This window comes from Pseudomonas sp. PSPC3-2 (assembly GCF_049897085.1).
Taxonomy (GTDB): Bacteria; Pseudomonadota; Gammaproteobacteria; order Pseudomonadales; family Pseudomonadaceae; genus Aquipseudomonas; species Aquipseudomonas paraveronii.
The window spans coordinates 98,317-119,081 of record NZ_JAFCVO010000009.1 but is presented as its reverse complement, the minus strand read 5'-3'; the positions used below and the strand labels follow the sequence as shown (position 1 = coordinate 119,081).

Below are 20,765 nucleotides of genomic sequence, written 5' to 3'. Positions count from 1 at the left end.
GCAAATCAAGATGCGCTATCCGCCACGCCCCTAGACTCGACCCATTAGTCTATCCGGGGGAACGCCCGCATGCTCGACGCCATTCGTTGGGACACCAATCTGATTCACCGCTACGACTTGGCCGGACCGCGCTACACGTCCTACCCCACCGCTGTGCAATTTGAAAGCGAGGTTGGCTCGTTCGACCTGCTCCACGCCCTGCGCGACAGCCGCAAGGCTGCACGACCGTTGTCGCTGTATGTGCACGTGCCGTTCTGCGCAAACATTTGCTATTACTGTGCCTGCAACAAAGTCATCACCAAGGACCGCGGCCGCGCCCAACCCTACCTGCAGCGCCTGGAACAGGAGATCCAACTGATCGCCTGCCACCTCGACCCGAAACAAACCGTGGAACAGCTGCATTTCGGCGGCGGCACCCCGACCTTTCTCAGCCATGACGAACTGCGCCAGGTGATGACCTCCCTGCGTAAGCATTTCAACCTGCTCGATGATGATTCCGGCGACTACAGCATCGAGATCGACCCGCGCGAAGCCGACTGGGCAACCATGGGGCTGCTGCGCGAGTTGGGCTTCAACCGCGTCAGTATCGGCCTGCAAGACCTCGACCCCGAAGTGCAACGGGCGGTCAACCGCCTGCAAAGCCTGGAAGAGACCCGCGCCGTCATCGATGCGGCGCGCACCCTGCAGTACCGCTCGATCAATATCGACCTGATCTACGGCCTGCCCAAGCAAACACCGATCAACTTCGCGCGCACCATAGAAGAGGTGATCAAGCTGCAACCGGATCGCCTGTCAGTGTTCAACTATGCGCACTTGCCGGAACGTTTCATGCCTCAGCGGCGGATCAACGCCGATGAACTGCCGTCCCCGGAGGCAAAACTGCTGATGCTGCAAACCACCATCGAACAACTGACCAACGCTGGCTACCGCTATATCGGCATGGACCACTTCGCGCTACCGGATGACGAATTGGCCATCGCCCAGGAAGAAGGCACCCTGCAACGCAACTTCCAGGGCTATACCACTCACGGTCATTGCGACCTGATCGGGCTTGGGGTCTCGGCCATCAGCCAAATCGGCGATCTGTATTGCCAGAACACCAGCGACATCAATAGCTACCAGCACGCCCTGGCCGATGCGCAACTGGCGACCAACCGCGGCCTGATCTGCACCACCGATGATCGGTTGCGGCGGGAAGTGATTCAGCAATTGATCTGCAATTTCAGCCTGACCTTCGAGCAGATCGAACAGGCGTTCAATATCGATTTTCGCGGCTACTTCGACGACATCTGGCCACAACTTGAAACGATGGCCGAAGACGGCTTGATCGAACTGAACGCACAAGGCATTTGCGTTCTACCCGCCGGGCGGCTGCTGGTGCGCTCGGTGTGCATGGTGTTCGATGCCTATCTTGAGCATCAGAACAGGCAGCGGTTTTCGCGGGTGATCTGAGCGCGCCTACTTCAACGCCAGGCTGGCGGTGGTCATCGCATCGCTGGCACCCATGCCCTTCATCACTTTGGCCAGGGAAGCCTGAGCGCTGGTCATGCTGGCTTGCAGCCCGCCCAAAGCAGCTTGCAAGCCGGAAAGCTTGGCGCGTGCTTGTTCAGGGCTGAGGCGCTTATCAGCCATCACTGCAGCCATCTCTGCCTGCTTCTCGGCAATTTGCTTCTTGATATTACGAAGCATCTTCAGCAAATTCTTGACGTTGTCTGCCAGGCCGCTGTCGTCAATGTCACTGTTGGCGTTTTTATCGGTTGCCGAAGCTTTCATTGCAGCGCCGGAAATAGTGACGGAAACCGCCGGTTTGACCTCATCGGTAGCCGACGCCGCAGCAATTTCGTTTGCGGCATTAACCTGTTTGGTTTCAGGCTGCACCTGTATCAGGGTGCGAGAAACCAAATTCGTAGTAAAAGAAAGCATTTTGTAAACCACTGAGTTTCTGTTCGACAGCAATGCATCGGCCGCTGCTGGAAAATCTTCATACCCATTGGTTTTTCGTCCATGCTGGCCTCTTCTACCCACAGTGCGTTACCCTTACGTCTTATGTGTGTTTTCCCACAAGGATTTAAGAAATGTCCGAGCCCGTTAAGCTGCGCGCTAACAGCCAGGCCCATTGCAAGGATTGCAGCCTGGCACCCCTCTGCTTACCACTTTCATTGAATCTGGAAGACATGGATGCGCTGGACGAAATCGTTAAACGCGGGCGCCCGCTGAAAAAAGGCGAGTTTCTGTTTCGCCAGGGCGACAAGTTCGATTCCGTCTATGCAGTACGTTCGGGTGCATTGAAGACATTCAGCCTGAGCGACAGCGGCGAAGAGCAGATCACCGGCTTCCACCTGCCGAGCGAGCTGGTCGGACTGTCGGGAATGGACACCGAGATTCATCCGGTGTCGGCCCAGGCCCTGGAAACCACATCGGTATGCGAAATTCCTTTCGAGCGCCTGGACGAACTGGCCCTGCAATTGCCGCAACTGCGCCGCCAACTGATGCGCGTCATGAGCCGCGAGATTCGTGACGACCAGCAAATGATGCTGCTGCTGTCGAAGAAAACCGCCGACGAGCGTATCGCCACCTTCCTGGTCAACCTGTCAGCGCGATTCCGTGCCCGTGGTTTCTCGGCCAACCAGTTCCGCCTGAGCATGTCGCGCAATGAAATCGGCAATTACCTGGGCCTGGCGGTAGAAACCGTGTCCCGGGTGTTTACCCGTTTCCAGCAGAACGAGCTGCTTGCCGCCGAAGGCAAGGAAGTGCATATCCTCGACCCGATCCAACTGTGTGCGTTGGCGGGCGGCTCCCTGGAGGGCTGATCCAGACATTTGCGGCCGCGCCAATCGGCAAGGCCGCAAGGTATACTTCGAGTCCGTTTTCCGCCCCAGGACTCTTCGACGATGACCTTCGATTCGTTCGACATCAAATCCCTGATCCGCCCTGTCATCGACTTCCCCAAGCCTGGGGTGATCTTTCGCGACATCACGCCGCTGTTCCAGTCGCCCAAGGCCCTGCGCCTGGTGGCCGACACCTTTGTCCACCGCTATGTCGAAGCCGATTTCAGCCACATTGGTGCGATGGATGCCCGGGGTTTCCTGATCGGCTCGATCATCGCCTACCAATTGAACAAACCGCTGATCCTGTTCCGCAAGCAAGGCAAGCTGCCGGCCGACGTGCTGGCCGAGGGTTACCAGACCGAATACGGCGAAGCCTTCCTCGAAGTGCATGCCGACAGCCTGTGTGAGGGCGACTCGGTGCTGATCTTCGATGACCTGATCGCCACCGGCGGCACGCTGATCGCTGCGGCGAACCTGGTGCGGCGCATGGGCGCGAAGGTTTTTGAAGCGGCGGCGATTATCGACCTGCCGGAGCTGGGTGGCTCGCAACGCCTGGAAGATATGGAGATTCCAACGTTTTGCCTGACGCAGTTTGCGTTGAGCGAGCGCTGAGGGTTGTCTGAACTGGCGCCCTCGATGGACAACTTGCTTGCCCATCAAACCAGGCACGTATATCACCGACAACACAAAACCAATGTGGGAGGGGGCTTGCTCCCGATGGCGGCATATCAGCCAATGCAAAGGTGACTGAAGCACCGCTATCGGGAGCAATCCCCCTCCCACAACTTGTCCTGCGGCGTGGCTTAGAGGGCGATCGGTTTACGCCCTGCGAACGAGTGCGCCAGGGTGCCGCCGTCCACCAATTCCAGCTCGCCACCCAGCGGCACGCCGTGGGCGATACGTGAGGTGACCAGGCCTTTGTTGCTCAGCAGTTGGGCAATGTAATGGGCGGTCGCTTCACCTTCCACGGTTGGGTTGGTGGCCAGAATCACCTCGGTAAAGGTGCCCTGCGCTTCAATCCGCGCCACCAGTTGCGGAATGCCGATGGCCTCGGGGCCCAGACCGTCCAACGGCGACAGATGGCCTTTGAGCACGAAGTAGCGCCCGCGATAACCGGTCTGCTCCACCGCGTACACGTCCATCGGTCCTTCCACCACGCACAACAGCGTGTCATCGCGGCGAGGGTCGGCGCATTGCGGGCAGAGTTCTTCTTCGGTGAGGGTGCGGCACTGGCGACAGTGGCCAACGCCTTCCATGGCCTGGCTCAAGGCCTGGGCCAACCGGGTACCGCCGCTGCGATCACGCTCCAGCAGTTGCAGCGCCATGCGCTGGGCGGTTTTCTGGCCGACGCCGGGTAAGGTACGCAGGGCGTCGATCAGTTGGCGAATCAGGGGGCTGAAGCTCATGGGCGAAAGGTCCGACAAAACAACGAGACGCGGTTTATACCCGCGCCCCGGATTAGCGTCAAATGCTCAATCCTGCGCGACGCGTACCACCAACTTGCCGAAGTTGCGTCCTTCGAGCAAACCGATAAACGCTTCAGGCGCCTGCTCCAGGCCATCGACCACGTCTTCGCGGAACTTGATCTTGCCGTCACGTACCCACGGCGCCATGGCGCTGAGGAATTCCGGCTGGCGATCGCCGTAGTCATCGAACACGATAAAGCCCTGGATACGCACGCGCTTGGTCAACAAGGTGCGTTGCAGCGCCGGCAGTCGATCAGGGCCGCTCGGCGCTTCATCGGCGTTATAACCGGCGATCAGCCCGCACAGCGGAATCCGCGCCTTGGGGTTGAGCAGCGGCACCACGGCATCGAACACCTTGCCACCGACGCTTTCAAAGTAGATATCCACGCCCTTGAAACAGGCATGGGCCAATTCATCGGCGAAGTGCTCGCTTTTGTGGTCAATGCAGGCATCAAAGCCCAGTTCATCCACCACGTAACGGCACTTGTCGGCCCCGCCCGCAACCCCCACCACGCGCAGGCCCTTGAGCTTGGCCACCTGGCCCACCACCGAGCCCACCGCACCGGACGCTGCCGCCACCACCAGGGTTTCCCCGGCTTTGGGCTGGCCGATATCCATCAGGCCCATGTAGGCGGTCATGCCCGGCATGCCCAGCACACCCAATGCCATCGACGGACTGGCCAGGCCGTTGGGCACCGGTATCAGGTTGCGACCGTCGCAAACGCTGTGGCTTTGCCAGCCAGTGGAGCCGACCACCAGGTCGCCCACTTCGAATTTCGGGTTGCGCGACTGCTCGATACGGCTGACAGCGCCACCCGTCATCACTTCGTCGATTTCTACCGGAGCGGCGTAGGACGGAGCATCACTCATGCGCCCACGCATGTAGGGGTCGAGGGACAGGTACAGCGTCTTCAACAAGACTTGGCCGTCTGCCAGTTCCGGCAGCGTCACGCGTTCGAGGCGGAAGTTTTCCGGGGTTGGCGCGCCTTGAGGGCGCGAGACGAGAACAATGCGCTGGTTAAGAATCGGTGCTTGAGGCATCGAGGGACTCCTTTATCGATGAGCGAATTCAATGGCATTAAGTGCAGACACTGGCCAAGGCGCCGAGGTTCGTCATAGTTGCCGCCCGGTAGCAAATGCAGAGGGGTTAACAGCCAAAAAAAATGCCAGGCGCGATGCCTGGCATTTCAGTCTAGCTAAGGCTGGCCGATCAGAACGGCAGTTTCATGCCCGGAGGCAGTTGCATGCCAGCGGTCACGCCGGACATTTTGTCCTGGCTGTTGGCTTCGATCTTGCGCACAGCGTCATTGACGGCCGCAGCGAACAGATCTTCCAGCACTTCACGGTCGTCATCACTGACGCCTTCGAGCAGGCTCGGGTCGATGCTCACGCGCTTGATGTCGTGACGACCGGTCATCACCACGCTGACCATATCGCCACCGGCTTTACCGGTGACTTCGGCGTTGGCCAGCTCTTCCTGCATCTTGGCCATTTTTTCCTGCATCTGCTGCGCCTGCTTCATCAGGCCGGCCATGCCACCTTTCATCATGGGAATCACCTCAAAAGTACGTGGATCAATAAGTAGCCCGGGTTATGACGCCTGGGGCACCGGGGCTTCGACAGGTTCAATAGTATCGTGACGGACGACCGCACCGAACTGTTGCATCAATTGCTGGATGAGCGGGTCACCGTGGATCGACTCCTCGGCCTCGCGCTGGCGATTGAGGCGCCGGCGGGTCGCGGCCTGGGCTGGGGTTTCCTGCTCGGGCTTGATCAACTCGATGGCGATGGTCAGCGTGCGCTCGTGGTACTGGTTGAGGGCATCGTTGAGCCGGCGCTGCTGGGTCGTATTGAACAGGGCGCTGTGGGCCGGGTCCAGGTGCAGCACCCAGTGGTCGCCCTCGATGGCGATCAGGGTGCAGTTGGCTGCGATGCTACCGGTCATGCCGGAAATCGGCAGTTTCGGGAACAACTCCAGCCATTGCAGGGCCAGGCCGGTGGCTGGCGCCGCAGCGGGTTCCGCTTCGGGTTCGGGGGCAGGCTCGGCAGCGTGCTCACTGGCCAGTTCGTCCAGGTAGCTGTAGGCCGAATCGATGTCCGGCTCGATGTAGTCTTCGTCCAGCGGCGGTTCGTCGTCGAGGTCGATGCCGTGCGTTGCGGCGTCCACCTGGGCGACAGTCGGCTCGGGGGCGGGCGCGCTGACCCACTCCGGCGCGTCCGGCACCACGCTGTCCGGGGTCGGTGTGGGCATCGGCGTTAGCTCGGGCTGCTCGCCGGCGGTTTCCAGCATGGGTTCCACGGCGGGCTCAGCCTCCACCGGGGCATTCCAGGGCAAGTCGACCACCGGGGCCGGGGCTGGCTCGACCACCGGTTCAGGCGCGACCACAGGCGCGACAACCACAGGCTCAGGCTCAGGCACCGGCGCAACCGGCGCAACCGGCGCAGGTGCAGGTGCAGCAACCACTGGCGCGACCACCGCCGCGCCAGCCACGGGTTTGGCGGAATCAACTGTGGCCTGGCTGATCCCCACTGGCTTTAGCGGCTGTCTCGGCGCGTCTGTCGAGTCGGCGGGCCGGAAGGCCAGCATGCGCAGCAGGACCATTTCGAAGCCGCCGCGTGGGTCCGGCGCCAGGGGCAAATCCCTGCGACCGATCAGGCCCATCTGGTAGTAGAACTGCACGTCTTCGGCCGGCAACGCCTGGGCCAGCGCCAACACGCGGTCGCGGTCGCCGTGGCCGTTGTCGACACCCTCCGGCAGGGCCTGGGCGATGGCGACGCGGTGCAGCACGTTGAGGATTTCCGAGAGCACGCCGTTCCAGTCCGGACCTTGCTCCGACAAGTGGCGCACAGCTTCGAGCAACGCCTTGGCGTCGCCTTCGATCAACGCGTGCAACACGTCGAACACCTGACCGTGGTCGAGAGTGCCAAGCATCGCTCGCACATCGGCGGCCATGACCTTGCCTTCACCAAAGGCGATAGCCTGGTCGGTGAGGCTCATGGCATCACGCATCGAACCATCGGCAGCGCGGCCGAGCAGCCACAGTGCGTCGTCTTCAAACGGCACGTTCTCGACACCCAGCACGTGGGTCAAGTGCTCGACCACGCGCTCCGGGGTCATGTTTTTAAGGGAGAACTGCAGGCACCGCGACAAAATCGTTGCAGGGAGTTTCTGCGGATCGGTGGTGGCCAGGATGAATTTGACGTAGGGCGGCGGCTCTTCCAGAGTTTTCAACAAGGCGTTGAACGAGTGGCTGGAGAGCATGTGGACTTCGTCGATCAGGTAGACCTTGAAGCGGCCGCGGCTCGGCGCGTACTGCACGTTATCGAGCAGCTCGCGAGTGTCTTCGACCTTGGTGCGGCTCGCGGCGTCGATCTCGATCAGGTCGACGAAACGCCCTTCGTCGATCTCGCGGCACACCGAGCAGGTACCGCAGGGCGTCGAGGTGATACCCGTTTCGCAGTTCAGGCATTTGGCAATGATTCGGGCAATGGTTGTCTTGCCGACACCGCGAGTACCGGTAAACAGGTAGGCGTGGTGTAGCCGTTGGCTGTCCAAGGCATTGATCAGAGCCTTGAGCACATGGGTCTGGCCGACCATTTCGCGGAACGAGCGCGGGCGCCATTTACGTGCAAGAACCTGATAACTCATCGAAAACCGTCGCAACTGAGAAGCGGAGCCGGTAATGCTAGCGGAGCAAGGGGGAAATTGCATCCGGCACGCTTGCCTAATCTGACTAAGATTGCCAGATTGGCCATGAAAAGGCCTGAACCCGGAGAGTGTATGCGCGTAGTCCTGGGCGCTTTATGGATGATCACCACGGCCAGCCTGGCGGCGCCCGCACCGTTGCGTTTCTCTGTTTCCGACAGTTGGGCGATGCCCATGGTGCAAGTGGAGGACGGCCGACCCACCCAGGGCATTTTGTATGACCTGATGTTGAGCCTGGCCGCCCAGGTCGGCCGCCCGGTCGAGTTCCACGTACTGTCCAGGGCACGCATTGCCAGCGCGATGGCCCATGGCGACATCGATGTGCGCTGTTATGTCGCCCAGGCCTGGCTCAACAATTTGTCTGACGACTACATCTGGAGCCTCCCGCTGCTGGTCCAGCGCAACGTATTGGTCAGCGCTCACAGCCATCCGGTGCAAGTGACCCAGCTGGCGCCGCAGTCGATCGGAACAGTGCTCAATTACCGCTACTCCACACTCGACCCGCTGTTCGCCAACGGCCAATTGAGGCGCGACGACGCCCGCAGCGAAGAGCAGGTGCTGCACAAACTGGTGGCCGGGCGCTTCAAGTATGCGGTGGCCAATGAATGGATCGTCGACCGCTTCAACCAGAACCTGCCGATGGATCAGCGACTGCACAAAGTTGCCATGCTCGAGGAGCAAAGCCTGGGCTGCGTTGTGCGCAACGACCCGGACCTGCCGGTGCAACAAATCCTGCGCACCCTGCTGCAGATGAAAATGTCAGGCGAAATCGACGACATCATCAAGCTGTACACCGGCGAAAACGCAGTGCCCTTGCACGCTCCTGACAAGAACTGACAGGGCCACCTTATAGACTGGGCTCAACCACCCCCGTTCTCAAGGAGCCCCAATGAACACCGTTGCCCATTACTTCCTGCTGTATGTCGACAGCCCCGCCACCAGCGCCAACTTCTACAGCCGCCTGCTGGACAAAGCACCGGTTGAGTTGAACCCTACCTTTGCCCTGTTCATTCTCAATAATGGTGTAAAGCTGGGCCTGTGGTCGCGCCACACCGTGCAACCGGCGGCCCAAGCCACGGGCGGCGGCGGCGAAGTGGGTTTCGCCCTGCCCGACCAGGCGGCCGTGGATACCCTGCACGACCAATGGCTGGAACGTGGCGCCACGATCATTCAGTCACCGACCGTCGTGGACTTTGGCTACACCTTTGTCGCCCAGGATCTCGACGGCCATCGGTTGCGGGCGTTCTGCATGAGCGACTGAGCAGCGCCGCCAGCGTCCTTCCAGGCTGATGGCCGCCACGCTGGCGAGCACGATCACCGCGCCGAGCATCACCTGCCCGGCAAGGTGCTCGCCCAGCAGTGTCGCCGCCATCGCCATGGCCACCGGGGGAACCAGGTACATCGCGACCGATGCGCGGCTGACCTCGACATGCTTCAACACGTAGGCCCAGGCAAGGTACGCCAGGGCGCTGGGGAAAATGCCCAGGACCAGCACCGCCAGGTTTTCCGGCCAGGGCGCCTGCGCCACGGCGGCGGGCAGGCCGGGCAGGTTCACGCAGAGCATCAGGGTGCCCGACCACACCATGTAGCACGCCAGGGTCAACGGGCTGTAGCGGTGGGCATAGTGCTTCTGGATGGCGAAATACACGCTCCACGACACCGCCGCCAACAGGATCAACAGACCACGTGGATCGATGTCACCCACACCCTGCTCACCCCAGATCACCACCAGCACGCCGAGCAACCCCAGCAATACGCAGCTCCAGCGCCAGGCGCTGATCCGCTCCTTCAAGCCAAAAAACGCAATCAGCACACTGAACAGCGGTGCCGACTGCGCCAATACACTGGATGCCGCCGCTGTCACCCATTGCTGCCCGTAGTTGAGGCAAGTGTGATGCAGGAACACCCCGAAAAATCCCAGCACCAGCAACCATGGCACATCCCGCAGGCGCGGCTGACTGATGCCCTGCACCAACGCCACACCCCCCATGAACACCGATGCGACCAGAAACCGCAACAACGCCAACTGGCCGGGGCTATAACTGTGCAGCCCCACGTGTACGCCAATCGGCGAATAGGCCCAACAGAGGATCACGCTGGCGATGACTAGCGTAAGCTTTGCGGGTGACGGGGCATTCATCGACGGCATCCAGAAACAGAAAAGGAGTGCCGCCAGTCTTGGCCGGGTCATGCGGCAGGACAATTAAGCGTTTCTGACTTCTGAAATCAGTGGAACTGAGCGATGGAAATGGCCCAACTGAAGATGGTGCGAGCCGTGGCGCAAACCGGCAGCGTGGCCCAGGCCGCGCTGCAATTGCATTGCGTGCCGTCGAACATCACCACGCGCATCAAACAGCTGGAAAGCGAATTGGGCACGCCGTTGTTCATCCGTGCCGGACGCGGGCTGGCGATCAGTGCCGCCGGTGAAATCTTCCTCGATTACTGCGAGCGCATCCTGGCCCTGGTGGACGAATCCAAGCGAGCGGTGGACGCCAACGCGATCCCTCGGGGCACCTTGCGTATCGGCGCGGTGGAGTCCAGTGCCAGCGGCCGCCTGCCACCGCTGCTGGCGGAATACCATCGACGCTATCCCGACGTCAGCCTGGAACTGGTGACGGGTGCCTGGAGCCAACTGCTCGACGACCTGCAACACCACCGCCTGGACGTGGCGCTGGTAGCCGCCGGTAACAAACGCACCAAGCTCGAACACAGCGTGGTCTACAGCGAACGCCTGGTGCTGATCGCCAGCCCCTCCAGCGCGCCGATCAACGGCGCCGAGGACCTGGCAGGACGCACCCTACTGGTCTGGCCGCCCGGCTGCCCTTATCGCGCCGCCCTGGAAAACTGGGTCAAACCCCACGACCTCAAGCCGGCCATCGCCAGCTACGCCAGTTGGGGCACGATCATCGGCTGCGTCAGCGCGGGGATTGGCGTGGCATTAGCGCCGGAGGGAATTCTGGCGCGCTATGAGCAGACCAGTCAGTTGGCCTCGTACCGATTCGAAGAACTGGCGGCCGTGGATAACCTGCTGTTCTGGCACAAGGACACGCAGCGGCATCTGGCCAGGGATGCGTTCGCGGGGCTGCTGCGCGAAACCTTCGGCCAACACTGATCAAACATCAGTTTTTCGGGGCGGCCAATCGCGCGTACTGATCCGGGCTGATCCAGCCGGTGAACGACCGATCCTGAGCATTGACGAACTCGACCAGGGCCCAGCCATCCTTGAAGGCCAGCACGCCGACCACATCATAGGCTGCGCAATAAAATACCGGCAGACGGCTGAGAGGAAGACAAAGGGAGTTGAAACAGAAGGGGTACTACAAGGAGGAGCGTTATGGAGGCAACCCCACCAGCCACACCCCGGCACACAATGTTCCCGCTGTGGCTGCTGCCTTCCGGCTCTGACCAGGTTCACGGGTAATCGTTGCGGGGGGACCGATGGGGTCACCATAACGACGCTCACCTCTCGGCAAGCCGCGCCATTGTACCCATCTCATCGGAAGTTACAACCATTGGTGCGGGATTAAAAAATCAAGAGGTTCAAGCACTTGCCATAGCCGTCAGCATTCCCCCTGCCACACGGGTTCATGACTGTGCCTGTAGGACCTCATCCGCCCTGCCGCCCTCTTCCTGGATCACCAGGTGAATGAAGTGCAGCTTGGCTATCACTGCCGGTGGCAGTACGAAGGGGTAGAAATCCGGCTGGCCCATGGCGCGGGACAGTTCGTTGAGCATGCCGGCTAGTTCGATCCAGGCGTTGACGAACGACAGGAACGCCGCGCCGCCGGGGTGTTCGGGGTCATAGAGGCTGGCGAGGGGGAACGGCTGGTAATCCAGGTCCATCTCGCGGGCGCTCATGCCGAAACCCAGGGCGGTGTCGACGGCGTCCATCATGTGCAGGTAATGCGCCCAGGTTTCGGCCCAGTCTTCCCAGGGGTGCATGGTGGCGTAGGCGCTGACGCAGGTGTGTTGCCAGTCCGGGCGCGGGCCGTTCTGGTAGTGTTGGTCGAGGGAATCGGCGTAACTGGCGCGTTCGTCGCCGAACAGGTTGCGAAACGGCTGCAACCAGTGGCTGTTGGCGATCAGCCGATCCCAATAGTAGTGGCCGACTTCATGGCGAAAGTGGCCGAGTAAGGTGCGGTACGGTTCACGCATCTGCACGCGGATTTTTTCGCGGTGGGCGTCGTCGGCTTCCTTGATGTCGAGGGTGATCAGGCCGTTGGCATGGCCGGTGGTCGGCGCGTTACCTTCCAGGTCGATGCCGACGAAGTCGAAGGCCAGGCCGTTGTCTTCGTCGACGCTTTTGGGCACAACGCGCAGGCCCAGGCTGATCAGTTGCGCCACCAGCCGGCGCTTGGCGGTTTCGACCTTGCACCAGCGCTCGGGGTTTTCCGCGATCGACAGGTCGGGAATGGTGCGGTTCAGGCTGCACGCCACGCACAGCGAGCGGGTGCTGTGGGCGCGAATCAGCCAATTGCAGGCGGCCGGGCTGTCGAGGTTGGCGCAGCGGCGGAAAGCGCCGGCATCGAGGTTGTCATCCAGCAGCCAGGTGTCGGCGACCGGACCCGGTTGCAGCGAGGACAGACGGCTTTGTTGCGGCTGGTAGCCCAGCAGCGCCGCGCAGGCCAGGCACTGGCTGTTGCGAAAGAACAACGACTGGCCACACCGACACTGCCAGACCTTGCTGTTGCGCGAGGATTCGGCCATGAACGGTGCGGCGATGCGCGAACTGAGTTGTTCGAAGAAGCGGTACATAGCGATCTCTCCCGGGGCGACCAAGACTAGATCATTTCGCGCTCGGGATCGTTCCACTTTCTTCGAAGGGCTGCTTCGCAGCCCAACGGGAACAAGAAATCGTCAGACAGTGATGTTGTGCCGGGCTAGAAAGTCCACGAAAGCGGCTTCGTCCAATACCTTCAGGCCCAACTCACTCGCCTTGGCCAGTTTTGAACCGGCACCCGGCCCGGCCACTACACAATACGTCTTCGCCGACACCGAACCGGCCACCTTGGCGCCGAGGCTTTCGAGCTTGTCCTTGGCCACGTCACGGCTCATCAGTTCCAGGGAGCCGGTCAGCACCCAGGTGTGCCCCGCTTCCGGCAAGCCTTCGATCACTTTCTTCTCGCTCTGCCAGTGCATGCCGAAGTCCTTGAGCTGCTGCTCGATGGCCAGGGCAAGGTTGGCGTGGTCGGGGTTATCGAAGAACTCGCGCACGGCCTTGGCCTGCTTCTCGGGCAGTGCCTGGCGCATATCGAGCCAGTCGGCCTTGATCACGCCGTCGAGGGAGCCGAACTTGTCCGCCAGTTTCTGCGCGGCGCCAGGGCCAACGCTGGGCACGTTGAGCTTGTCGAGCAAACCGCCGAGGGTGGTGCTGGCGGCGAATTCGGCGCTCAGGTCGCCTTGTTCCTGCAGTTGCAGGCCGCATTTGTCCGGCGCCAGCAGCGCGCCGATCACGTCCTGGTTGTGGCGGTCTTCAAAGAAGCTGTGGATCTCGTGCGCCACTTCCAGGCCCACGTCCGGCAAGTACGTCAGCACTTGCGGCAACGCGCGCTGCACGCGCTCCAGGGACGCCAGGGACCGCGCCAACACCTTGGCGGTCTCCTCGCCCACGTCGGGAATGCCCAGGGCGTAGATGAAGCGCGCCAGGGTCGGCGTCTTGCTGTGTTCGATAGCGCTGATCAGCTTCTTGCTGGAGACATCGGCGAAGCCTTCCAGGTCGATGATCTGTTCGTACTTGAGCGTGTAGAGGTCGGCCGGCGAGGCGATGAGCTTTTCATCCACCAATTGCTCGATGGTTTTGTCGCCCAGGCCGTCGATGTCCATCGCCCGGCGCGAGACGAAATGGATGATCGCCTGCTTGAGCTGCGCGCCGCAGGCCAGACGGCCGACGCAGCGGTACACCGCGCCTTCGCTGACGGTTTCCTTGCCCTTGCTGCGCTTGACCAGTTGGGTGCGCTCGACATGGGAGCCGCACACCGGGCAGTTTTCCGGGATATGGACCGCGCGAGCGTGTTCCGGGCGGCGCTCGGTGACGACCGATACGACCTGCGGGATCACGTCCCCGGCGCGGCGGATGATCACGGTGTCGCCGATCATCAGGCCCAGGCGCGCCACTTCATCCATGTTGTGCAGGGTGGCATTGGACACGGTTACACCCGCGACCTTGACCGGCTTGAGGCGCGCCACCGGGGTGACGGCGCCGGTACGGCCGACCTGGAACTCCACGTCGAGCAGCTCGGTCAGCTCTTCCATGGCCGGAAATTTGTGCGCGATCGCCCAACGCGGTTCACGGGCGCGAAAACCCAGCTCGCGCTGGGACGCAATGCTGTTGACCTTGAACACCACGCCGTCGATTTCATAGGGCAGGCTGTTACGCCGCTCGCCGATATCGCGGTAGTAGTCCAGGCATTCCTGGATGCCCTTGGCCAACTTCAGCTCATGACTGATCGGCATGCCCCATTTCTGCAACTGCTGCAGATTGCCGATGTGTGTGTCGCTGATGTCCGCCGTCACCTGGCCAATGCCGTAGCAGCAGAACTCCAGCGGGCGACTGGCGGTGATTTTCGAATCCAACTGGCGCAGGCTGCCGGCGGCGGCGTTGCGCGGGTTGGCGAAGGTCTTGCCGCCGACTTCCAGTTGCGAGGCGTTCAGGCGCTCGAAACCGGCCTTGGACATAAACACTTCGCCGCGCACTTCCAGGGTCGCCGGCCAGCCGCTGCCGTGCAGTTTCAACGGGATATTGCGCACAGTGCGCACATTCACGCTGATGTCTTCGCCGGTGGTGCCATCGCCCCGCGTAGCGCCGCGCACCAGTTCGCCGTCTTGGTACAGCAGGCTGACCGCCAGGCCGTCCAACTTTGGCTCGCAGCTGTATTCCACGGCGGCGCCGCCGCCAAACAGATCGCCCACCGGCAGGTCGAGACCTTCGGTAACCCGGCGATCGAACTCGAGCATGGTGGTTTCATCGAAGGCGTTGCCCAGGCTCAGCATTGGAATCTCATGCTTGACCTGGGTGAACGCCGACAACGCCGCACTGCCGACCCGCTGCGTCGGTGAATCACGCGTGACCAGCTCCGGATGCTCGGCCTCCAGGGCCTTGAGCGCTTGGAACAAGCGGTCGTACTCGGCGTCCGGAATGCTCGGTTCGTCGAGGACGTGATAACGGTAGTTGTGCTGATCCAGTTCAGCGCGCAGTTCGAGGATGCGGGTGTGGGCGGCGGTCATGGGTGTTCTCTCATAAAGCAAAAGAGCAGCCGAAGCTGCTCAAATGTTGGTGCGCTTGATTCTATCGACAACGCTTGAGACCAGGCCTCAGCGTTTCTGTGTCAGGGCGCGACGCTCGAACTCGACGATGCGCTGACGGTAGTGTTCGATGGTCTGGGCGGTCAGGACGCTGCGCTGGTCGTCCTTCAGTTCGCCGTTGAGCTCCTGGGACAGCTTGCGCGCTGCAGCGACCATCACGTCGAACGCTTGTTTCGGATGACGCGGACCTGGCAGGCCGAGGAAGAAGCTCACCGCCGGCGTGCTGAACAGGTCGATATCGTCCAGGTCGAAGGTGCCTGGCTTGACCGCGTTGGCCATGGAGAACAGCACTTCGCCATTACCGGCCATGCTTTCGTGGCGGTGGAAGATATCCATCTCGCCAAAACGCAGGCCGCTTTCCAGGATGTTCTGCAACAGTGCCGGGCCCTTGAAGCCGGCGGCGTCGCGGCAGATCACGCTGATCACCAGGACTTCTTCGGCGGCCGGCTGATCGTTTACCGATTGACGCGGCGCGCTTTTGGTCGGGCTCTCGTCAGGGAAGTCGTCATCGCGGCTGCTGAAGCTCGGGCCGTCATCCACGCCCAGGTTCAGGTCGCCCTGATGCGGCTCGGCGGCGGCACTGCCGCGCTTGCCACGCTTGGAGGACGGTTCGCGGGCTTCGCGCAAAGGTGCGCTCATGGACGGCAAGTCGTGCTCGTCCAACTGCGGTTCCTTATGGGTATCCAGCACACGGGGCGGCCCCAGCAGTTCCGCACCGGCGTCGTCGTCGGGCAAGTTGGACAGGTTGCGGTCCAGACGGAACTTGAGCTTACCCTTGCCACCGCGCATGCGGCGCCAGCCATCAAAAAGAATACCGGCAATGACAATAATGCCGATGACGATCAGCCACTCGCGCAGACCGATTTCCATGTAATCCCGTGCCTCTAATAAAAAATGCTGAAAAATAAGGGGTTTAGCACCGTGCAAACCGCTTTAAAACGTGGCGCCAACTCTATGTTCTGACTGACGTTTTGCCCACGCATACGAAAAATTGACATTAAACTAGCACGACCAAAGATAACTTTACACCGTCTGTCAAAATGCCTTGAACAAATATGTCCATTTGCCACTTTCGTCAGACCGGTAAACCGCCCTACATCGAGCTGAAAATCTTCGCTGCAGGCGCGGATCAGGATTCCACCATCGCCATCGCTTCTTCGACATCCACCGCCACCAATCGCGAACAACCCGGCTCGTGCATCGTCACCCCCATCAACTGATCCGCCATTTCCATGGCGATCTTGTTGTGGGTGATATAGATGAACTGCACGGTCTGGGACATCTCTTTAACCAGGCGTGCGTAACGTCCTACGTTAGCGTCATCCAGTGGCGCGTCAACTTCGTCGAGCATACAGAACGGCGCCGGGTTCAACTTGAAGATGGCAAACACCAGGGCCAAAGCAGTCAGGGCTTTTTCGCCACCGGACAACAAATGGATGGTGCTGTTCTTCTTGCCCGGAGGCCGCGCCATGATCGTTACCCCTGTATCGAGTAGATCTTCGCCCGTCAGTTCCAAGTAAGCGCTGCCACCACCGAAAACTTTTGGGAATAACGCCTGTAAACCGCCGTTAATCTGATCAAAGGTATCTTTGAAGCGGTTGCGGGTTTCTTTGTCGATCTTGCGGATCACGTTTTCCAGGGTGTCCAGGGCTTCCACCAGATCGGCGTTCTGGGCATCCAGATAACGTTTACGCTCGGACTGTTGCTGATATTCGTCGATGGCGGCGAGGTTGATCGCGCCGAGTCGCTGAATACGCGCGGCAATCCGCTCAAGTTCTTCTTCGGCGTCTTTCTCGTTGGCCTGGGCGGTCAGGGTGTTGAGTACGCCGTGCAGGTCGTAGCCGTCTTCGAGCAGTTGGTCCTGCAGGGTTTTGCGCCGCACGGTCAGGGCTTGCCATTCCATGCGCTGTTGTTCGAGCTGGCCGCGAATCAGCTGGGATTGCTGCTCGGCCTGGGTCCGGCGTTTTTCCGCTTCGCGCAGTTCGCGGTCGGCATCTTCCAGGGCGATTTGCGCGGTCTTGAGCTCTTCGTCGACGGTCATACGCTTGTCGAGCAGTTCTTCGAGCTTGAGCCGCAACTCTTCCAGGGGCACTTCGCCCTCCTCCAGGTTAAGGCTCAGTTGCTCGCGCTTTTCGGTCAGGCGCTCGGACTGCATCTCCAGGCGCTCCAGGGCCTGGCGCGTGGAGTCGTGCTGGGCGCGCAGGGAGCCAAGGCGCACCGCCAACTGATGGGCATGGTCCTTGTGCTGGCGCGCTTCCTGGCGGACCCGGTCGAGGCGTTCGCGCAGGCTGTCGCGCTGGGCCAGCAGCAGTTCGCGCTGTTCGGTGTCGAGGGCCATGCTGTCGAGGGCTTCCTGCAATTGCAGGCGCGCTTCGCCGATCTGTTCGTGTTCGAGAGCGCGCTGCTCGCCCATCTCGGCCACTTCTTCGTCGAGGCGAGTGCGGCGCAGGGTCAGTTGCTCGGCCTTGGCCTTGCTCGCCGAGAGCTGGGCTTTCAATTCGCCCTGCTGGCGCGCTTCGTCCTGCAACAGGCGGCGCAGGTGTTCGCGGCCGGTCTCTTGCTGACGCTGGGTGGCGCGCAGGGTTTGCAGTTCGGTTTCCAGGCTTTCCAGGGTGGCTTCACGTTCTTCACGCTCGGCGATCAGCTTGACGATTTCCTGGCCACGGGCCAATACGCCGCTCTGCGCTTCACTGGCGCGGCACACCCGCAGGAAGTGGCGGCCAACCCAATAGCCGTCGCGGCTGATCAGGCTTTCGCCGGTGCCCAACTGACCGCGTTGGGCCAGGGCCTGCTCCAGGGACTCCACCGGTTTGATCTGGCCCAGCCACGGCGACAGGTCAATCGCGGCCTCGACTTTATCCAGCAAACTGCCCGGCACACGGGTGCCATCGGCGGCAGGACTGAGCAAGCGCAGATCGCCCTGGGCAAAGCCGGCCAGGTCGAAACCGGCAAAATCATCCACCAGCACCGCTTGCAGGTCGGCGCCGAGCACGGTTTCCACCGCCAACTCCCAACCCGCCTCGACCTTCAAGCCCTCCGCCAGGCGCGGGCGCTCGGCCAAGTGCTGGTCGCGCAGCCATTCGGCGGTGCCGGTGCCGGGATCCAGCGCGGCTTGCTGCAAGGCTTCGAGGGACGCCAGGCGCCCGTTGAGGCGCTGCAAATCGCCCTGGGCCTGTTGCTGGGCCTGGGTCGCCTGTTGCAGTTGCTGACGCAATTGCTCCAGGCGTTCCACTTGCTGTTCTTCACTGGCTTCCAGCTCTTCGAGAGTCATTTCGCTTTCGGCGAGTTGCTCGCTCAGCGTCATGATCGCCGCGTCTTCCGGGTCGGCGGCGAGCAACACGCGCTCTTCCTGCAGACGACGCTGGCGCTCGGCCAGGCGCTCCATGCTGGTTTCCAGTTGCTGGATGCGCGACTGCTGCACCTCGGCCTGGCGGCGCGGCTCGGCGGAGCGCAGGTTGAAGGTGTCCCACTGCTCCTGCCAACCGTGCATGGTGGTCTCGGATTCTTCCAGGGTGGCGGCGGCTTCTTCGGCGGCGGCGCTGGTGATTTCCTGTTCGGGGGTGAGCATGTCCAGCTCTTCGCCGAGGGTCAGCAGCAAGGTGCGGTCGTGACCGAGGTGGGACTCGGTCTCCAGGCGCGCACGCTCGGCTTCCTTCAGATCATCCTGCAACTGACGCAGACGCTGCTGGCCGTGCTGGATGCTCTGCTCGACCCGGGCGATGTCGCCGCCCACCGAATAGAAGCGGCCCTGCACCAGATTGAAGCGCTCGGACAGGTCATGATGACCGTCGCGCAGGCGTTCGATGCTGGCGTCGGCGTTGCGTTGTTCGGCCACCAGGGCTTCGAAGCTGATTTCCTGGGTGCCGATAATCGCTTCGCGCTGGCCGACCTGATCGTTCAGCGCCTGCCAGCGCAGGGCCGACAGTTGCGCCTTGAGCTGGCGTTCTTCGCCCTTGTATTCCTGATACTTCTCGGCGGCCTGGGCCTGGCGGTGCAGGCGCTCCAACTGGCGCTCCAGCTCGTCGCGCAGGTCGGTCAGGCGGGCGAGGTTTTCATGGGTGCGGCGGATGCGGTTTTCAGTCTCGCGGCGGCGCTCCTTGTACTTGGAGATGCCGGCAGCTTCTTCGATAAAGTTACGCAGGTCTTCGGGCTTGGCTTCGATCAGCTTGGAGATCATGCCCTGCTCGATGATCGAGTAGCTGCGCGGGCCGAGGCCGGTGCCGAGAAAGATATCGGTGATGTCCCGACGGCGACACTTGGTGCCGTTGAGGAAGTAACTGTTCTGGCTGTCGCGCGTCACTTTGCGGCGGATGGAGATTTCCGCGTAGGCCGCGTATTCGCCGACCAGGGTGCCGTCGGAGTTGTCGAACACCAGTTCGATGCTGGCCTGGCTCACCGGCTTGCGGCTGGTGGAGCCGTTGAAGATGACGTCGGTCATCGACTCGCCACGCAGGTTTTTCGCTGAGCTCTCGCCCATCACCCAGCGCACGGCGTCGATGATGTTCGACTTGCCGCAGCCATTGGGCCCGACCACCGCCGCCATGTTACTGGGGAAGTTCACCGTGGTCGGGTCGACGAAGGATTTGAACCCCGCCAGTTTGATGCACTTGAGCCGCACGCTTAGACGTCCGCCAACGCAGCGATCACCAGCGAGCAACTGCGCTGGCCGTAGGCCGACAGCACCTGGCGAATCTGCGGCAAGTCACGGGCGAGCACGGCGGCGAGCAGTTGCGCGAACAGCGCGAGGTATTCGCTCATGGAGGCCTTGCGTTGATCCAGGGCCAGGTAGTAGGCGCGGTTCATTGCCGGCTGCAGGTTCTCGACGGTTTCCTGCAAGTACGGGTTGTTGGCGAAGGGGTACGCAGCACGCATCACGTTGAAGCATTCTTCGACAAACGAGCGGATGTCCTGGCGTTCGAAATTGCTCACCAGGCGCTGCTGGATCTGCACGAACGGCGCCATGTCGGCCTGGGTCCGCCAGCCCTGCGCCACCGCATTGCCGAGCAGGATGTACAGCTCGGCCATCAGCGTACACAGGCTCTGCACCTTGTGCGCCGTGAGTTCGGTGACGTGGGCGCCACGGCGCGGCAAGATCGCGATCAGGTGGCGACGTTCAAGGATCAGCAAGGCTTCACGCACGGAACCACGACTGACGTTGAGCGCCAGCGTGACCTTCTGTTCCTGTATCCGCTCCCCAGGCTTGAGATCGCCGCGAATGATACGTTCGGCGAGGTGGTGAGCGATTTGCTCGGCGAGACTGTCCGGCGCCTTGAACGTCATGTTTTTCCTTCAAAATCTTCTATCGGTACAAGCGCGGCAGTGTAGCGCAAATGCCCGCTGATGGCGCTCGGCCCACGTTCAACAATTTGGCATGAAATAAGCAGCAGTGAACAGCCAGAAGTCCCCAAAAACGCCGGTTCCAGAAGACTGGACCATAATTGAACGTGTTGCGGCCGCATTTTC

The 20,765-nt window shown here is 61.6% G+C and carries 17 protein-coding genes and 1 other RNA gene; 6 read left to right on the top strand and 12 right to left on the bottom strand.

The window, feature by feature from the left end:
- The first annotated feature begins 69 nt into the window (after positions 1 to 69).
- The gene (hemN, locus tag ACP7CJ_RS16570) at positions 70 to 1,452 is read left to right on the top strand and encodes an oxygen-independent coproporphyrinogen III oxidase (RefSeq protein ID WP_276194302.1); all 1,383 of its coding nucleotides are present in this window, start codon (positions 70 to 72) and stop codon (positions 1,450 to 1,452) included.
- A 6-nt stretch (positions 1,453 to 1,458) separates the two neighbouring features.
- Here hemN and ACP7CJ_RS16565 read toward each other — a convergent pair whose 3' ends face one another.
- Positions 1,459 to 1,923: a hypothetical protein gene (locus ACP7CJ_RS16565; protein ID WP_426100075.1), complete on the bottom strand. Its 465-nt coding sequence runs from the start codon at positions 1,921 to 1,923 to the stop codon at positions 1,459 to 1,461.
- A gap of 152 nt (positions 1,924 to 2,075) precedes the next feature.
- On the opposite strand from ACP7CJ_RS16565, the gene fnr reads away from it, so the two are divergent.
- Together fnr and ACP7CJ_RS16555 are read left to right on the top strand one after the other, a co-directional pair.
- Positions 2,076 to 2,810, top strand: a complete 735-nt coding sequence (fnr, locus tag ACP7CJ_RS16560) for a fumarate/nitrate reduction transcriptional regulator Fnr (protein WP_276194304.1) — start codon at positions 2,076 to 2,078, stop codon at positions 2,808 to 2,810.
- A gap of 81 nt (positions 2,811 to 2,891) precedes the next feature.
- On the top strand, positions 2,892 to 3,440 hold the full coding sequence (locus tag ACP7CJ_RS16555) for an adenine phosphoribosyltransferase (protein ID WP_247406047.1): 549 nt from the start codon (positions 2,892 to 2,894) through the stop codon (positions 3,438 to 3,440).
- Positions 3,441 to 3,631: 191 nt separating this feature from the next.
- Here the strand turns inward: ACP7CJ_RS16555 and recR are convergent, their stop codons facing one another.
- The 4 genes from recR to dnaX all read right to left on the bottom strand — a co-directional run bounded on the left by recR (position 3,632) and on the right by dnaX (position 7,943).
- On the bottom strand, positions 3,632 to 4,234 hold the full coding sequence (gene recR, locus ACP7CJ_RS16550; protein ID WP_017845247.1) for a recombination mediator RecR: 603 nt from the start codon (positions 4,232 to 4,234) through the stop codon (positions 3,632 to 3,634).
- Positions 4,235 to 4,300: 66 nt separating this feature from the next.
- Positions 4,301 to 5,335, bottom strand: a complete 1,035-nt coding sequence (locus ACP7CJ_RS16545) for an NADP-dependent oxidoreductase (protein ID WP_276194305.1) — start codon at positions 5,333 to 5,335, stop codon at positions 4,301 to 4,303.
- Positions 5,336 to 5,504: 169 nt separating this feature from the next.
- Positions 5,505 to 5,843: a YbaB/EbfC family nucleoid-associated protein gene (locus ACP7CJ_RS16540; RefSeq protein WP_017527493.1), complete on the bottom strand. Its 339-nt coding sequence runs from the start codon at positions 5,841 to 5,843 to the stop codon at positions 5,505 to 5,507.
- A gap of 42 nt (positions 5,844 to 5,885) precedes the next feature.
- Positions 5,886 to 7,943, bottom strand: coding sequence for a DNA polymerase III subunit gamma/tau (dnaX, locus tag ACP7CJ_RS16535; RefSeq protein WP_426100076.1), 2,058 nt, complete (start codon positions 7,941 to 7,943; stop codon positions 5,886 to 5,888).
- A gap of 132 nt (positions 7,944 to 8,075) precedes the next feature.
- Between dnaX and ACP7CJ_RS16530 the strand changes: the two genes are divergently transcribed.
- Both ACP7CJ_RS16530 and ACP7CJ_RS16525 read left to right on the top strand, forming a co-directional pair.
- Positions 8,076 to 8,837 (top strand): substrate-binding periplasmic protein, encoded by a 762-nt coding sequence (locus ACP7CJ_RS16530; RefSeq protein WP_426100077.1) that lies wholly within the window; start codon positions 8,076 to 8,078, stop codon positions 8,835 to 8,837.
- Between the two features lie 52 nt (positions 8,838 to 8,889).
- The gene (locus ACP7CJ_RS16525; protein ID WP_276194309.1) at positions 8,890 to 9,261 is read left to right on the top strand and encodes a VOC family protein; all 372 of its coding nucleotides are present in this window, start codon (positions 8,890 to 8,892) and stop codon (positions 9,259 to 9,261) included.
- Here ACP7CJ_RS16525 and ACP7CJ_RS16520 read toward each other — a convergent pair.
- Complete coding sequence (locus ACP7CJ_RS16520) at positions 9,175 to 10,140, bottom strand: DMT family transporter (protein WP_426100078.1); 966 nt, start codon at positions 10,138 to 10,140, stop codon at positions 9,175 to 9,177. The genes ACP7CJ_RS16525 and ACP7CJ_RS16520 overlap by 87 nt on opposite strands.
- A gap of 102 nt (positions 10,141 to 10,242) precedes the next feature.
- On the opposite strand from ACP7CJ_RS16520, the gene ACP7CJ_RS16515 reads away from it, so the two are divergent.
- Positions 10,243 to 11,112, top strand: a complete 870-nt coding sequence (locus ACP7CJ_RS16515; RefSeq protein WP_426100079.1) for a LysR family transcriptional regulator — start codon at positions 10,243 to 10,245, stop codon at positions 11,110 to 11,112.
- Positions 11,113 to 11,344: 232 nt separating this feature from the next.
- Here the strand turns inward: ACP7CJ_RS16515 and ffs are convergent.
- From ffs to ACP7CJ_RS16485, 6 genes are all read right to left on the bottom strand, one after another.
- Positions 11,345 to 11,441: signal recognition particle sRNA small type (ffs, locus tag ACP7CJ_RS16510), an RNA gene on the bottom strand.
- A gap of 144 nt (positions 11,442 to 11,585) precedes the next feature.
- Positions 11,586 to 12,755, bottom strand: a complete 1,170-nt coding sequence (locus tag ACP7CJ_RS16505; RefSeq protein ID WP_426100080.1) for a zinc-binding metallopeptidase family protein — start codon at positions 12,753 to 12,755, stop codon at positions 11,586 to 11,588.
- 102 nt (positions 12,756 to 12,857) lie between these two features.
- On the bottom strand, positions 12,858 to 15,224 hold the full coding sequence (gene ligA / locus ACP7CJ_RS16500) for an NAD-dependent DNA ligase LigA (protein WP_276194312.1): 2,367 nt from the start codon (positions 15,222 to 15,224) through the stop codon (positions 12,858 to 12,860).
- A gap of 87 nt (positions 15,225 to 15,311) precedes the next feature.
- Positions 15,312 to 16,172: a cell division protein ZipA gene (gene zipA, locus ACP7CJ_RS16495; RefSeq protein WP_276194313.1), complete on the bottom strand. Its 861-nt coding sequence runs from the start codon at positions 16,170 to 16,172 to the stop codon at positions 15,312 to 15,314.
- 259 nt (positions 16,173 to 16,431) lie between these two features.
- The gene (smc, locus tag ACP7CJ_RS16490) at positions 16,432 to 19,920 is read right to left on the bottom strand and encodes a chromosome segregation protein SMC (RefSeq protein ID WP_426100081.1); all 3,489 of its coding nucleotides are present in this window, start codon (positions 19,918 to 19,920) and stop codon (positions 16,432 to 16,434) included.
- A 2-nt stretch (positions 19,921 to 19,922) separates the two neighbouring features.
- A complete protein-coding gene (locus ACP7CJ_RS16485) occupies positions 19,923 to 20,582 on the bottom strand; it encodes a GntR family transcriptional regulator (RefSeq protein WP_247405719.1) in 660 nt (219 codons plus the stop codon).
- Positions 20,583 to 20,765: the final 183 nt, after the last annotated feature.

Coding starts and splice junctions, on each gene's coding strand:
- ACP7CJ_RS16520 (WP_426100078.1), bottom strand. CDS start 10,140: ATGAATGCCCCGTCACCCGCAAAGCTTACGCTAGTCATCGCCAGCGTG.
- ACP7CJ_RS16545 (WP_276194305.1), bottom strand. CDS start 5,335: ATGCCTCAAGCACCGATTCTTAACCAGCGCATTGTTCTCGTCTCGCGC.
- hemN (WP_276194302.1), top strand. CDS start 70: ATGCTCGACGCCATTCGTTGGGACACCAATCTGATTCACCGCTACGAC.
- ligA (WP_276194312.1), bottom strand. CDS start 15,224: ATGACCGCCGCCCACACCCGCATCCTCGAACTGCGCGCTGAACTGGAT.
- recR (WP_017845247.1), bottom strand. CDS start 4,234: ATGAGCTTCAGCCCCCTGATTCGCCAACTGATCGACGCCCTGCGTACC.
- ACP7CJ_RS16540 (WP_017527493.1), bottom strand. CDS start 5,843: ATGATGAAAGGTGGCATGGCCGGCCTGATGAAGCAGGCGCAGCAGATG.
- ACP7CJ_RS16485 (WP_247405719.1), bottom strand. CDS start 20,582: ATGACGTTCAAGGCGCCGGACAGTCTCGCCGAGCAAATCGCTCACCAC.
- ACP7CJ_RS16525 (WP_276194309.1), top strand. CDS start 8,890: ATGAACACCGTTGCCCATTACTTCCTGCTGTATGTCGACAGCCCCGCC.
- ACP7CJ_RS16530 (WP_426100077.1), top strand. CDS start 8,076: ATGCGCGTAGTCCTGGGCGCTTTATGGATGATCACCACGGCCAGCCTG.
- ACP7CJ_RS16515 (WP_426100079.1), top strand. CDS start 10,243: ATGGAAATGGCCCAACTGAAGATGGTGCGAGCCGTGGCGCAAACCGGC.
- zipA (WP_276194313.1), bottom strand. CDS start 16,172: ATGGAAATCGGTCTGCGCGAGTGGCTGATCGTCATCGGCATTATTGTC.
- ACP7CJ_RS16505 (WP_426100080.1), bottom strand. CDS start 12,755: ATGTACCGCTTCTTCGAACAACTCAGTTCGCGCATCGCCGCACCGTTC.
- ACP7CJ_RS16555 (WP_247406047.1), top strand. CDS start 2,892: ATGACCTTCGATTCGTTCGACATCAAATCCCTGATCCGCCCTGTCATC.
- fnr (WP_276194304.1), top strand. CDS start 2,076: ATGTCCGAGCCCGTTAAGCTGCGCGCTAACAGCCAGGCCCATTGCAAG.
- dnaX (WP_426100076.1), bottom strand. CDS start 7,943: ATGAGTTATCAGGTTCTTGCACGTAAATGGCGCCCGCGCTCGTTCCGC.
- ACP7CJ_RS16565 (WP_426100075.1), bottom strand. CDS start 1,923: ATGCTTTCTTTTACTACGAATTTGGTTTCTCGCACCCTGATACAGGTG.